The organism is Sanguibacter inulinus (genome assembly GCF_013415325.1).
GTDB lineage: Bacteria > Actinomycetota > Actinomycetes > Actinomycetales > Cellulomonadaceae > Sanguibacter > Sanguibacter inulinus.
Genome location: NZ_JACBYE010000015.1, coordinates 36,920 through 49,840, shown reverse-complemented (window position 1 = coordinate 49,840; position 12,921 = coordinate 36,920). Strand labels below are relative to the sequence as shown.

Below are 12,921 nucleotides of genomic sequence, written 5' to 3'. Positions count from 1 at the left end.
GTTCACGCGCTGATCGTCCGACCAGGCCGGGGCCTGCAGACAGTCGTCTGCGGGCCCCGGCCTTTGTCGTGCCTGGTTGCGGGGCCTAGAGGGCTGCCCGGAGCTCCTAGGGCGGGTTCTGGTGTGATCTGGTGCCGTCCACAGCGTCCCCGCTGTCCGGGAGGGGCCGTTCTCACTACAGTCGGGGCATGAGCGACACAGGACTCTCCCAGGCCCAGCAGAAGATGCGCGACGGCGGTGTGGCCGAGACGGCGATCGACGTCTTCTCCCACTTCTACAGGCTGCTCGAGTCGGGGGAGACGGGTGTGATCCCCGAGTCCGACGTGGATCCCCTCGTCGACGTCGACAAGCAGTCCGAGCTCGACGTCCCCGAGCAGGTGGGGCGCGACGCCCTCGCGAAGACCGCGATCATCAAGCTCAACGGTGGCCTCGGCACGTCGATGGGCATGGACAAGGCGAAGTCGCTCCTGACGGTCCGCGGCGACGAGACCTTCCTCGACATCATCGTCGGGCAGGTGCGGCACGCCCGTGAGACGTCCGGGGCGCGGCTGCCCCTCGTCTTCATGAACAGCTTCCGCACGCGCGACGACACTCTTGCGGCCCTCGAGAAGCACGCTGACGTGGCTGTCGAGGGCGTGCCGCTCGACTTCCTGCAGAACCGCGAGCCCAAGCTGCGCGCCGACGACCTCACGCCGGTGACGTGGGAGGCCGACCCGAGCCTCGAGTGGTGCCCTCCGGGCCACGGAGACCTGTACACGGCCCTGCAGACGTCTGGGGTGCTCACAGCGCTCCTGGAGGCCGGGTTCGAGTACGCGCACGTGTCGAACTCCGACAACCTCGGCGCGTCGCCCGACGCGGCCGTCGCGGGATGGTTCGCGCAGACCGGGGCACCCTTCGGTGCGGAGGTGGCCGTGCGGACGCCTGCAGACCGCAAGGGAGGCCACCAGGTGGTCCGCAAGAGCGACGGGAGGATCGTCCTGCGGGAGACGGCCCAGACCCTCGACAAGGACGTTGCAGCGGCCGCAGACATCTCCAAGCACAAGTACTTCAACACCAACAACCTCTGGTTCGACCTCAAGGCCCTGGCCGCAGAGCTGGAGCGGACGGGTGGGGTGCTGCAGCTGCCGCTCATCAAGAACTCGAAGACGGTGGACCCGGCCGACGCGTCGTCGACCCCGGTGATCCAGATCGAGTCGGCCATGGGGGCCGCCATCGAGGTGTTCGAGGGTGCACGGGTGCTGGAGGTCGACCGGTCCAGGTTCCTGCCTGTGAAGACCACCAACGACCTCCTGGTGCTCCGCAGCGACGTGTACGAGCTGGGGGAGGACTACAGGCTCACAGCGGTCGTGGAGGCCCCGTACGTGGACCTGGACACCGACCACTACAAGACGATCGGGAAGTTCGACGCTCGGTTCGCCCAGGGGGCTCCGTCGCTGGTCAGGGCCACGGCGCTGCGGGTCGAGGGTGACTGGACCTTCGAGGCCGGTGTGACAGCCGTGGGGGAGGCGCGGCTGACCGACCTGGGGGAGCCTGAGACAGTCCCGTCTGGGGCCACGATCAGCGCCGACGGGCTCGACGTGTCGTGAGCACCCCTCAGGATGGGGTAATGTTCTTCTCGGCCCTCCGGGGTCAGTGAGGTTCTCACAGGCGGTCTTCGGGCCGGCTGAAGAACCTTCGGGCTGTAGCGCAGCTTGGTAGCGCACCTGACTGGGGGTCAGGGGGTCGCAGGTTCAAATCCTGTCAGCCCGACCGGTGTTTTGTAAGTGGAGGGTAGTTCTGGATCAGTCCAGAACTACGCTCCACTTTTTTTTGGTCAATCATCCGGCCGAGGCAAGGGTGAAGTTACACCTTGTTCCGGGCACGAGAAACTCCCTTTTCGGGTAAAGCGTCATATTTAGTCACCTGAAATGTCGTAAAACATCCTCTTGTGGAGACGAGCGACCCGTACGCTCGTCTCTGGTGGTTGCCTGTGGCACCCAAGTCGGGCATGGTATCCGTGCTGGCCGGTTAAACGACTGGTCTTAGCTGGTTCACTAAAGCAGGGGGCAAATTGTGGCAGTTCGGAAAGCATCCAGGACTATTCGTGCCTTTGTTTGTCACGGGAGGCACGAGAATGGTGTAATGGATTATAGTAATTTCTTCGATCTGCTTGGTCGGCAAAATGGTCAGACCAGCGCTATTGAACTCAGCCCCGACTATTCTGTGGTGATTGAGCGCGCTGAGTTTGTGGATGGCGTGTGGCGCTTCCGTTTGGTATCAGGCGACCCTAGCGAAGACCCGCTATTCTATTCCGAGAGGACGGGGCGAACAGAAATTGCTGACCTCGGAGAGGGCCGGTGGGTTGCGACTCGGACTCGTTTTGTCGTAGACCCTGAGCGCAGACTGCTAATGCTTGAAGTTCGACGCGGCGGAGTCGGAGTGGTCAGCCTGGAGCGCTACTTCCGCCGCGTGGCGGCTCGGCTCGGAATCGCCGAGAATCTTCAATTCGATTTGAATCCTCTGCCGAGTCCATCTTTCTCCCGAGAGATCGATCGCTTCACTCGTATTCGTGAAGCATCCCTAATTGTGCGTCGACCAAATAATGATTGGGACGACGCAGGCGACGTCCTTTCCGGTCTTGCGGACAATTCTGGCGGGAAAAAGGCTGTCGTTGCTGTTCAGGCGGCTCGCGGCGACAGTCTTCGAAAGGGGAGAGGGATCGTGAACCTAATTCGCGAACACTTGCAGAGGCCCCTCTCGAATGTTGAGGATGCAAAGATAACGGGTACTCAAGAGGGGGCATCCGTGGAAAGCACCGTTTCGCTAAGTCGGCACCAACTGCAGTTGAAGGTACAGGTTCCAAGGGACCCGCGCGGCACCTCTGGAGAGCTCGAGGTATTTGACGCCGCAGAGGCGCTCCTCACGGAGGCGTCGCTGCTTCGAATTCCGGCCGACGAGTCAGTAGACAAGTGACTTGGGCAAAGAAGATATTCTCGAGGACGTTCTTCGCTAAGGATGTGTGGCCAAGGCGAAAATCCGTCTTCAAGCACCGGTACTTCATCGGCTCGGTCTTCGTAGCAATGGCCGTTTCTCTTTTGGCTCCGCATATGCCGGCGGTCGCCGAGGGGCCAAACGTCACTTTCGGACAGGTAGCGACTGCCAATTTGGCGTTTGGCGCCCTAAGCTTTGGAGTGTCTTCAGCGGGCGCGCTAACAGTTCTAACGCTGCCCTCGGATCGTCTTCTCGCGGCGATGATGCTCAATAGTGTCGACGGCGAACCAGTTCGAGTCGTCAAGGGAATCGAAGGGTTTGAGTTTAAGCAGTCCGGCCAGGATATATCAGGCACGCTACCCATACCGAAACAGTCCATCTACGCTGACCTTCTGTTCACTTTACTTTACTCTGCATCCATTCAGATTCTCTTGGCACTAGTTTCGGTGATTCTTCTATTTACGTTGGGTGGGACGGAAATAACAGCCGATCAACCAAGTTTGTCTCAATCTGCGGGCCTTGGGGCTATTTCTGGCCTGTCTTTCTATGTCTTGCTACAGTTAACGGCCGTGATCCGTGCACTTAGTAACATCGGGCGTAACCGTGAGAGATTTGCTCAGGAGGAGCTGTCGTCAATGTGAGTCGCGTTTAAGATTGCGTTTAAGCTCGCCCTTTTAAGGGGAAGCTAAACGCAGTGGACGAATTTACCTTGGTCGACCTGAATGAAGCAAACATGCTCGGGCCCGCAATCGGAAATAATCCTTAGGTTGCGGAATTCAGGGTGATCGTAGTTTGTCGCTGATAAGTCTTTCTTCAAGCTCAGCCAGGTGCAATCTGTGATCGGCTCATCGAGCACGTGAAACTGCCAGTAACGCACATGTTGCCACTCGGCTGCGAGATCGACGGGCTTTGCCTCCAGATCTGGAATATCCTCTAATCTTCGCGTGGACTGATTCGAAAAGAGGGACTAGGTATGATCCCATCAAGTTCGAAAGCGAAACGCGCTGCCCGAGCAGCGAGTATTGCAGATCGAAGCACTCAGAGTTCCGGCCGGATCAAGTGTTACGTTGAGCGTTTCGAAAATACCAGAGGCGCGCCCGATCTTCGCCTACGCGAAAAGTCGACCAGACGGCTTATTCGCGTCCTTACGGATAACCAAAGTTTCAGGTCGTTCGCGCCCTTGTCCAATCTGCTGCAAGACTGCTACGCGCATGGTGGCGGGCTCGTCAAGCCGCGCGGTAGTGACGAGTGCATCACCATCTCAGCGTCGATCGTGGCGCGAAATATTCAAGAGGTCGCGGTCGCTTTTGAAGGTCTTTCAGTGGAGGTCTGCATCGTAACCACAGACATCGCATCTCCTCCGACGTCGGTGTGGGCCTACATCGAGGAGTACTCTGTCGAAGATGGATCCTTCGGCCTGCGTCTTCGACAGAAGTCTTCGGGTCGGAAGATTGAGTTGTACGGCAAGAATCAGGACCATCTGCTCGCGTTCCTCAGTAGCCCACGCGTCTCGGGCGTTGACTCTCACATGTCAAACCTCTACCAAAAAGACGGATTCGACGACTATGTTCTGGTCTCCGGAGCTGCGGCCACTGACTCGTATGATGTGATGCTGTTCAATGATGGTGTTGGACTCACCTACTTGCTTGGTCCCACTCCCGATACTGCATATCGGGATGCGTTCCGCGCGCTTACGGAGGAATCTGCGCCGACGAGCCACGCACGTACCGCACATGTGCACTTCGACACTGGTAGGTATCGCGAAGCGGTGCTCTCAGCGCGACTCGCTGTCGAGACGGCGTGCGGCGGACGTGGGACCGATGTTAAGCGCCGGCTGGCTGATGCTCCGATCGACGTTGCGGCTGCGGGTGCAGCGCTATTTCGAAAACGCAATGTCGCCGTTCATGAGGGTGAAACACGTATCGAGCAGCCTGATGCTGCACAGGCCATCTCGGCGATGTGCATCGTCCTGGCCTACCTAGGCTCAGATGGATCCTAATCGCCGGTCGGCGCGGTGAGATCACCGCGGGAGCATGTGCCTCCACACCTGCCGCTCCCGCCGTAGAGTAAAGCACGAGTTTAAACTGGCCCGCGCGCTTGGGTTGCCGGTCACGTCAACTGATTGTTTTGGGGATGGCGAGATCGATCGTTTAGCCATGACCGGGACATTTCCTTTTCGACGAGCCAGAGGTAGCCACCTGGGTCGATTGCTGCCTGGATGCCTCGAACGGCGTCCAAACGAGACGACGGAGCCTCTGCGATCTCCGCTTCCGGCACTGTAAGTTCATCGGCGGCGAGAATGCGGGTAACTCCAAATAGTTGCTGCCCCGACTTGTTGATGAGGGGACCGCGGAGCGCATCAGATTGCTCCAACTTGGCGCGGAGTGGGATATTCAAATCTGACTCGCTGATATATAAGTCGAGCAGGGCCATGTGACCTGGCTTGGGAATCTGAAGCAGCCCTCCAGCGATCCGGCGCGGCACGTTTCCAGGGCTCGATCCCGGAATCGAGTGAGGCTGCAGGGTTTCTGCTGGAACGCAAATGCGAACTGCATGACGGAATCCGTGTTCGGCGACTAGCTCGCCGGGAAACCACCATGGAAGGCCTTTTCCTGAGTACACGAAGGCGGCTCCGCCTAGACTCGCGGAGGAGTCGATCCCAAACTTGAAACCAGGGCTGGAGTGTCTGGGGTCTGGGCCATGCAGGCTTATCTTCGACTCGGCGAGACCTGGCTCCTTGGTTTTGATGTAGAACGACGTGCCAGCACTCCAAACTCGCCATGTGAGGCCGTACTGGACCGGGTTCCGCTGACCCACAAGAAAGTAGAACCCACTGACGGAGGGCTTGGGTGTCTGTGACATCCTCTGATTATGCGTCAGATTCCGGCAGCGGGACGCTCAGTGTCGGTGCGGGGCGGCGGCACTCGATCGGTGTCGTTCAGAGCGGCTCTGGGGTGGCCATCGGGCGTCCGGGCGCCGACGAGTTGCGTATGGCCGGGTGGGGCGACGTCGTCGCGGTCGCCGCGGGCAACGTGCACACCTCGCCCAGTACTGGACGTTTTCATTCTGTCGGGCTGCGCAAGGACGTAATGGTCCTGGCGCCCGTGTGGAACAATAACGGCCAGTGCAACGTCCACGACTGGTGCGACGATGTGAACATTGCCGGCTGGCGACCCGCGGTGGCTGTCATCACTGACTGGGCCGCCCGAGCAACCGGTCGTCGCACCGAGGGAGCCTGCGACGTCGACGTGTGGCCCGACTTCGTCGCCGTTGCAGGTGACCGATCAGCTGGCATTTACGACACCACTGCTTGGCGTGACGGTACAACGCTGGCGACCGGAAGCCGCCAAATTGTTGCGGTCCTCGCCGACGGGCGGGTGGTCGCGGCAATGGACGGCAGTCATGAGCAGTGCGACGTCGACGGGTGCAGAGACGTGCTCGGTCGCGGCAGGTCGACCCACACGCTCGCGCTGCGCTCGGAGGGCACTGCCCTCGCGGCATGGAACAGTGACGACGGTCAGTGCGACGTCGTCGGCCGGGAGCTGGGGACTCGGTAACCGACGGCGCCGGGACTAGGCCGCAGCCACTAGGCAGTCTGCGCCGCCGTGATGCCTCCGTCGACGGCGATCTCCGCTCCGTGGACGTATCCCGAGCGCTTCGACAATAGCCACGCCACTGCGTCCGCGACCTCCTCGGGCGTCCCAGGGCGCCCAGCCGGTGTCGGGGCGGTCATCGCGGCGATGACGTCGCCGTCGCTGGCGTTGATCGGCGTCCGAGTCGCTCCGGGGGAGACGGTGTTAACCCTCACACCGCGGGGCCCGAACTCTGCGGCCCAGCTGCGGGCGAGCTGGATCTCGGCGGCCTTGGTCGCGGAGTACAGGCCGACGATGGGGTGCCCGATGTGGGCCATCCACGACCCGATGACGACGATCGCCCCGTGGCCGCGCTCGGCCATCGCCGGGGCGAGGGCAGCGGTGAGGACGTGGGGCGCGCGGATGTTCACCGCGAGGGTGGCCTCGAGGTCGGCGTCGGTCAGGGAGACGGTGTCGACGGGTGGGCACAGGGCGGCGTTGTGCACCATCGCGTCGAGCCGCCCGCCGGCTGCCTCGGTGACCGCGGCGGCGAAGTCGCGCAGGACGTCGGGCTCGGCGGACAGGTCGGAGGGGATGAAGACGGCCCTCGGGTCGTTGCTGGTGTCGCGGTGGTCACTGCCGTCACCAGTGCGGGAGAACCCGTTGATCTCCGTGACGATCGCGTCGCCGCGGGTCGTGTCGCGACCGGTGACGATCACGCGCCAGCCCTGGGCGGCGAGGGTGCGGGCGGTTGCGGCGCCGATGCCGCTGGTGGAGCCGGTGACGAGGACGGTGCGGGTCTGCTCGGTGGTGGTCATGCGTCCTAGTGGACCCGGCCCGTAGGCCCAGCACCAGGGCGCGTGCTGCCTAGTCACGGCGTAACCAGGTCCGCGGCTCACCATGCTCCTACGCTAGGTCGGTGCCTGCTGACCGTGCTGCCCTCGGAGCCTTCCTGCGCTCTCGCCGTGACCGCCTCACGCCCTCGCAGGCAGGCATCACGGCGTTCCCGGGCCCGCGGCGCGTCCCGGGGCTGCGCAAGGAGGAGCTGGCTGTGCTCGCCGGGTTGAGTCCGGACCATTACAGCCGCCTGGAGCAGGGGCGCCAGCAGAACGTCACCGACGAGGTGGTGCGGGCCTTGTCGCAGGCGCTGCAGCTGGACGATGTCGAGCGTGCGCACCTGCGGGACCTCGCCGCCCCGACGTCTCGCCGGCGATGGGCCGGGCCCGAAGTCGCGCAGCGCCCGGACCCGGGGATGCTGCGCGTGATGACGACGCTCGAGCACGTCCCAGTGCTGCTCCTGGGCCGCCGTTCGGAGGTGCTGGCGAGCAACAGGTTGCTCGGCAGTGTGCTGGGTACCGCGATGGAGCCGGGGACGTCGTTCGTGCGGTGGCTGTTCCTCGACCCGGACGCGCGGGCGAGGATCGTGAACTGGGCCGACTTCGCTGCGGCTGCGGTGGGGGCGTTGCGCTACGAGGTGGGTCGTCACCCCGACGACCGGCTGCTTGCCGACCTGGTGGGGGAGCTGCGTGCGGGGGACCCGGACGTGGAGCGCTGGTGGGATGACCAGCGGGTCACCTTTCGCACCTCGGTGACCAAGCACATCGCCCACCCGACCGCCGGTCCGCTCGTCTTCGGTATCGAGTCGCTCGTCGGTCCGCACGACCCCGAGCAGCGCCTGGTCGTCTACACCGTGGAGCCCGACTCGCCCACGGCACGGGTGCTGCCGGTGCTGGCCAGCTGGTCGGAGGAGGTGCCCGAGCGGAGCGGTGCAGACGACCGGAGCTGACCGAGGCTCACTGTCTCTCCGGAACACTCTCGACCGGCGCGCTCGAGGGACAGGGGTCGCGCGGCTGACCGAGTCGGCAGCGACGGCGACCGGTGCCCCGGCCACTGGGACCTGGCTCCCGTCAGATGTGGTTCAATTCGTCCACAAGCAGTCGTAACCGGGTAGAACGGGACGGACGAGAGGGTGTGGTCGAGGTGCAGCCGAGCTTCGACTACCTCCGCACCTTCGTCGCGGTGTTCCGGATGGGGACGTTCACGTCCGCGGCGAAGTTCGTCGGGCTGAGTCAGCCTGCCGTCACGAGCCAGATGCAGGCGCTCGAACGGCAGCTCGGGTATCCGCTGTTCGAGCGACATGGGCGCCGCATCGCGCCGACGGCGAGGGCGCAGGCGCTGGCTGCGGAGGTCGCCCCACACATCGACAGCCTCGATGCCATCACCGACCGGGACGGGAACCTCCCCTCTGAGCAGGCTCGTGTCATCTACATCGGCGGACCCGCCGAGTACATGTCTGTCCGCGTGATGCCGCTCCTGGCTCAGATGGCTGATCAGAACGTCGAGTTCAGGGTCACCTTCGGTCTGGCCGAGAAGCTGCTCGTCGATCTGTCCGTCGGAGCTCTCGACGTCGTCGTCAGCTCGATTCGCCCCCGACTTCGTGGGGTCGCGAGCGTTGCTCTCATCGACGAGGAGTTCCTGCTCGTCGCCTCGCCACGATGGCGGGATCTCATCGGCGACGGTGAGACGATCACCGCCGAATCCCTGCGTCACGTGCCGCTCGTCGCCTACTCCGAAGATCTCGCCATCATCCGCAGGTACTGGCGCTCTGTGCTCGGGCAACCTGCCGACGGGCTCAACCTCGCTGCGACGATCCCGAACCTTCGCGCGATCACGGATGCTGTCATCCACGGGCTGGGTATGTCGGTGCTCCCTCGGTACCTGATCGAGGAGCACCTCCGGAGTGGGGCGCTCGTCGTCTTGCTGGACCCTGAGATGGCACCGTTGAACACCCTGTATGTCGCGACGCAGCAGGGCATCCTGCACAAGAACCGCTCGGTGCGGCTCGTGCACGACGCCCTGCTGGCTGACGCTCAGCGCGCGGCCGGGATGTCTTAGCCGGCGGCGAGCAGGGCCACGACCTCACGTGCCACGCCCGTGGCCGACTGCGGGTTCTGCCCCGTCACCAGACGCTGGTCGACGACGACGTTCTCGGTGAAGTTGTCACCGGGCACGTGCGTGGCGCCCTTGCTTGTGAGCTCGTCGGCAAGGAGGAACGGCACGACGCCCGTGAGCCCCACCGCGGCTTCTTCGTCGTTCGTGAAGCCGGCAACCCGCTTGCCGTCGACGAGGTACTTCCCGTCCGTGAGCGTGATGTTCACCAGCGCCGCGGGACCGTGGCAGACCGCGGCCACCACTCCGCCGTTCTCGTAGACCTCTCGGCCGACACGGCTGACTCCCTCGCTGCCCGGGAAGTCCCACATCGATCCGTGGCCTCCCACGTAGAGCACGGCGTCGTAGGAGCCTGCGTCGACGTCTGCGAGGGCCGGCGTGCTGGCGAGCTGGCGCGAGACGTCGGGGTGGTTCAGGAACGCTTCCTGCTCGGTGTCACCGTCCTGGCGACCGTCCTGCGGGGCGACCCCTCCCTGGATCGAGGCGAAGTCAATGTGATAGCCCGCCTTCATGAACACCTTCCACGGGTGCGCCGCCTCGTCGATGTAGTACCCCGTGCTCCGGAGCCCCCCGAGGTCGTCATGGCTCGTCAGTACGAGCAGAACCTTCTTGGCATCCTGCGTCATCGTCATCGCACCCTTCGGTCTGTAGTCAACACGACCTTCGACAAGCTACGCGGGCGATGTAGGCGCGAAAAATAGCTCTTTCGATGATGCAGATCGAGGGTATTGGCTCTGGGCGCTAGCGTCCGGCCAGCCGATCTTCACGGACATCTAGATCCCGAGAGTGGCATTCCGGGGATGGCGAACCACGAGTTCTCAGCTGCGTGCTCGCTCGGGGAGGTACCGAGCCGTCTGGCTCCCCGGGGTGCCTCTGACATCGTCTGGGCTGCCTGCTGCCACCACCTGCCCACCCGCATCTCCGCCCGACGGCCCCAGGTCCACGACCCAGTCCGCAGCTGCCACCACGTCCATGTCGTGCTCGACGATGACCACGCTGTCGCCTGAGTCGACGAGGGACTGCAGCTGTGCGAGCAGCAGCTGGATGTCGGCAGGGTGCAGACCGGTGGTGGGCTCGTCGAGCAGGTACAGCGTGTGACCGCGACGGACGCGCTGCAGCTCGGTCGCGAGCTTGATGCGCTGGGCTTCGCCACCCGACAGCTCCGTCGCGGGCTGCCCGAGGCGCAGGTATCCAAGACCCACGTCGAGCAGCGTGCGCAGGCTGCGTGCTGCGGCGGGGATACCAGCCAGTGCCTCGGCTGCTTCCTCGACGGTGAGTGCCAGGACGTCGGCGATGTTGCGGCCCTGATACCTCACCTCGAGGGTCTCCTCGTTGTACCGGGTGCCGTGGCACTCGGGGCAGGTGCCGTAGCTCCCGGGGAGGAACAGCAGCTCGACGGAGACGAATCCCTCGCCCAGGCACGTCTCGCAGCGACCGCCGGTGACGTTGAAGGAGAATCGGCCGGCTGTGTAGCCGCGCTCGCGGGCGAGGTCTGTCGCGGCGAAGGCTGACCGCACGGCATCGAAGAGGCCTGTGTACGTCGCGAGGTTCGACCGTGGTGTGCGGCCGATCGGCTTCTGGTCGACCTGCACCAGTCGGGCCACGTGCTCGAGGCCTGTGGCCTTGCGGACTGTGAGCAGGTCGGCACGAGCGTCGGGAAGCACTGCCTCGGACAGGCCGGAATCGTCCGATTCTGGGGGCTCGCTCTCGGCTCCATCGACGTCGTCGTCCGCAACCGCCCCTCCAGGCAGCCCGGCACCGTTGAGGTGGTCGCGCACGACGTCACGCAGCACCCGGCTGACGAGCGTCGACTTGCCCGACCCGGACACCCCGGTGACGGCGACCAGCATCCCGAGAGGCACTGTTGCATCGAGGTTGTCGAGGTTGTGGACCGTCACACCCTCGACGGTCAACCAGCCCTTCGGCTCGCGGGCCTGACGCTCGACCGCGACGGCATCCGCCTCGGTCTCCGGGAAGAGGAATGGTCGCGTCACCGACTTCTTCACGTCTGCCAGCCCAGCAACGGCCCCGCTGTACAGCACCTCACCACCACCGGTCCCCGCCGCTGGACCGACGTCGACTACCCAGTCGGCTTTCCGCACCAGGTCCATGTTGTGCTCGACGATGAACACCGAGTTGCCCGATGCCTTGAGCTGCTCGAGCACCTCCATGAGCGGCTCGGCGTCGGCGGGGTGCAGCCCGGCGGAGGGCTCGTCGAGGACGTACACGACCCCGAACAGCCCAGACCGCAGCTGCGTCGCGAGCCGGAGCCGCTGCATCTCGCCGGGGGAGAGCGTCGTCGTCACGCGCCCCAGCCCGAGGTACCCGAGCCCGAGGTCGGTGAGGACACCGATCCGTCCCAGCAGGTCGGTCGTGATCGCGACGGCGACGTCGGTGTGCTCACCGGACCGGTTCGTCGGCAGTGCCGGCGCAGCATCCTTCAGCTGCGTCGTCGGCCGGATGACCTCCGCGAGCTCGGTGAGCGGCAGTGCGTTCATCTCGGCGATCGTCCGCCCGGCGAAGGTCACCGCGAGCGCCTCCTGGCGCAGACCCGTCCCGCCGCACACCGGGCATGGCCCGGACTTCACGAACTGCAGGACCTTGGCGCGCATCGTCTGGCTCGAGGAGTCCGCGAGGATGTGGAGGACGTATTTCTGCGCGCTCCAGAACCGACCGTTGTACGGCTTGGCCACGCGGTCGCGCTGCGGGGTGATCTGCACGACGGGCTGCTCGTCGGTGAACAGCAGCCACTCGCGGTCCTTCTTCGGCAGGTCCCGCCACGGGCGGTCGACGTCGTAGCCGAGCGCGATAACGATGTCCCGCAGATTCTTGCCCTGCCACGCACCGGGCCATGCGGTGATCGCGCCGTCGCGGATGCTCAGCGACGGGTCGGCGACGAGCGTGTCTTCGGTGACCGTCCGCGCCACACCTACGCCGTGGCACTCGGGGCACGCTCCGGCGACGGTGTTGGGGGAGAAGGCGTCCGAGTCGAGCCGCGTCGCGAAGCCCTCGGGGAAGGTGCCCGCGCGGGAGAACAGCATCCGCAGCGAGTTCGAGAGCGTCGTGACAGTCCCGACGCTCGATCGTGAGCTCGGTGCTCCGCGTCGCTGCTGGAGCGCGACCGCCGGCGGCAGACCGGTGATGGACTCGACGTGCGGGTCGTGCCCCTGCTGGATCAGGCGCCGCGCGTAGGGCGCGACAGACTCGAGGTACCGGCGCTGTGCCTCGGTGAAGATCGTCCCGAAGGCCAGCGACGACTTCCCCGACCCTGACACCCCAGTGAACGCGACGATCGCGTCGCGCGGCACGTCGACGTCCACGTTGCGCAGGTTGTTCTCGTTGGCACCGCGGACGCGGACGAAGGTATCGGGGGTGGTGGGGGTGTTGTCGAGCATCGGGCGACTCTAGGCCGCGGGGATGGAGCGGGCGA

General features: G+C 64.5%; 11 protein-coding genes and 1 tRNA gene. 8 read left to right on the top strand and 4 right to left on the bottom strand.

Annotated elements, in window-relative coordinates:
- The first annotated feature begins 188 nt into the window (after window positions 1–188).
- The 5 genes from HZZ10_RS08185 (at window position 189) to HZZ10_RS08165 (ending at window position 4,969) form a co-directional block, all read left to right on the top strand.
- Complete coding sequence (locus tag HZZ10_RS08185) at window positions 189–1,586, top strand: UTP--glucose-1-phosphate uridylyltransferase (protein WP_179913153.1); 1,398 nt, start codon at window positions 189–191, stop codon at window positions 1,584–1,586.
- Between the two features lie 89 nt (window positions 1,587–1,675).
- Window positions 1,676–1,749 (top strand) — tRNA-Pro (locus HZZ10_RS08180).
- 372 nt (window positions 1,750–2,121) lie between these two features.
- On the top strand, window positions 2,122–2,952 hold the full coding sequence (locus HZZ10_RS08175) for a DUF4747 family protein (protein WP_179913152.1): 831 nt from the start codon (window positions 2,122–2,124) through the stop codon (window positions 2,950–2,952).
- Window positions 2,949–3,611, top strand: coding sequence for a hypothetical protein (locus tag HZZ10_RS08170; RefSeq protein ID WP_179913151.1), 663 nt, complete (start codon window positions 2,949–2,951; stop codon window positions 3,609–3,611). Before HZZ10_RS08175 ends, HZZ10_RS08170 begins: the two co-directional genes overlap by 4 nt.
- A 539-nt stretch (window positions 3,612–4,150) precedes the next feature.
- Window positions 4,151–4,969 (top strand): hypothetical protein, encoded by an 819-nt coding sequence (locus tag HZZ10_RS08165; RefSeq protein ID WP_179913150.1) that lies wholly within the window; start codon window positions 4,151–4,153, stop codon window positions 4,967–4,969.
- A 110-nt stretch (window positions 4,970–5,079) separates the two neighbouring features.
- On the opposite strand, the gene HZZ10_RS08160 is transcribed toward HZZ10_RS08165, so the two are convergent.
- On the bottom strand, window positions 5,080–5,403 hold the full coding sequence (locus tag HZZ10_RS08160; RefSeq protein ID WP_179913149.1) for a hypothetical protein: 324 nt from the start codon (window positions 5,401–5,403) through the stop codon (window positions 5,080–5,082).
- Between the two features lie 521 nt (window positions 5,404–5,924).
- On the opposite strand from HZZ10_RS08160, the gene HZZ10_RS08155 reads away from it, so the two are divergent.
- A complete protein-coding gene (locus HZZ10_RS08155; protein ID WP_218928562.1) occupies window positions 5,925–6,527 on the top strand; it encodes a hypothetical protein in 603 nt (200 codons plus the stop codon).
- A gap of 29 nt (window positions 6,528–6,556) precedes the next feature.
- Here the strand turns inward: HZZ10_RS08155 and HZZ10_RS08150 are convergent, their stop codons facing one another.
- The gene (locus HZZ10_RS08150) at window positions 6,557–7,360 is read right to left on the bottom strand and encodes an SDR family NAD(P)-dependent oxidoreductase (RefSeq protein WP_179913147.1); all 804 of its coding nucleotides are present in this window, start codon (window positions 7,358–7,360) and stop codon (window positions 6,557–6,559) included.
- A 101-nt stretch (window positions 7,361–7,461) separates the two neighbouring features.
- Between HZZ10_RS08150 and HZZ10_RS20040 the strand changes: the two genes are divergently transcribed.
- Window positions 7,462–8,328 (top strand): helix-turn-helix transcriptional regulator, encoded by an 867-nt coding sequence (locus HZZ10_RS20040; RefSeq protein ID WP_179913146.1) that lies wholly within the window; start codon window positions 7,462–7,464, stop codon window positions 8,326–8,328.
- Between the two features lie 185 nt (window positions 8,329–8,513).
- On the top strand, window positions 8,514–9,437 hold the full coding sequence (locus tag HZZ10_RS08140) for a LysR family transcriptional regulator (RefSeq protein ID WP_179913145.1): 924 nt from the start codon (window positions 8,514–8,516) through the stop codon (window positions 9,435–9,437).
- Here HZZ10_RS08140 and HZZ10_RS08135 read toward each other — a convergent pair.
- Both HZZ10_RS08135 and HZZ10_RS08130 read right to left on the bottom strand, forming a co-directional pair.
- Window positions 9,434–10,123: a type 1 glutamine amidotransferase domain-containing protein gene (locus tag HZZ10_RS08135; RefSeq protein WP_179913144.1), complete on the bottom strand. Its 690-nt coding sequence runs from the start codon at window positions 10,121–10,123 to the stop codon at window positions 9,434–9,436. The two genes, HZZ10_RS08140 and HZZ10_RS08135, sit on opposite strands and share 4 nt — an antisense overlap.
- A 186-nt stretch (window positions 10,124–10,309) precedes the next feature.
- The gene (locus HZZ10_RS08130) at window positions 10,310–12,886 is read right to left on the bottom strand and encodes an excinuclease ABC subunit UvrA (protein WP_179913143.1); all 2,577 of its coding nucleotides are present in this window, start codon (window positions 12,884–12,886) and stop codon (window positions 10,310–10,312) included.
- Window positions 12,887–12,921 lie beyond the last annotated feature (35 nt).

What these genes read in the sequence shown, in the direction of transcription:
- HZZ10_RS08175 (WP_179913152.1), top strand. Translation starts at nt 2,122, where the DNA reads ATGGATTATAGTAATTTCTTCGATCTGCTTGGTCGGCAAAATGGTCAG.
- HZZ10_RS08185 (WP_179913153.1), top strand. Translation starts at nt 189, where the DNA reads ATGAGCGACACAGGACTCTCCCAGGCCCAGCAGAAGATGCGCGACGGC.
- HZZ10_RS08130 (WP_179913143.1), bottom strand. Translation starts at nt 12,886, where the DNA reads ATGCTCGACAACACCCCCACCACCCCCGATACCTTCGTCCGCGTCCGC.
- HZZ10_RS08150 (WP_179913147.1), bottom strand. Translation starts at nt 7,360, where the DNA reads ATGACCACCACCGAGCAGACCCGCACCGTCCTCGTCACCGGCTCCACC.
- HZZ10_RS08135 (WP_179913144.1), bottom strand. Translation starts at nt 10,123, where the DNA reads ATGACGATGACGCAGGATGCCAAGAAGGTTCTGCTCGTACTGACGAGC.
- HZZ10_RS08160 (WP_179913149.1), bottom strand. Translation starts at nt 5,403, where the DNA reads ATGGCCCTGCTCGACTTATATATCAGCGAGTCAGATTTGAATATCCCA.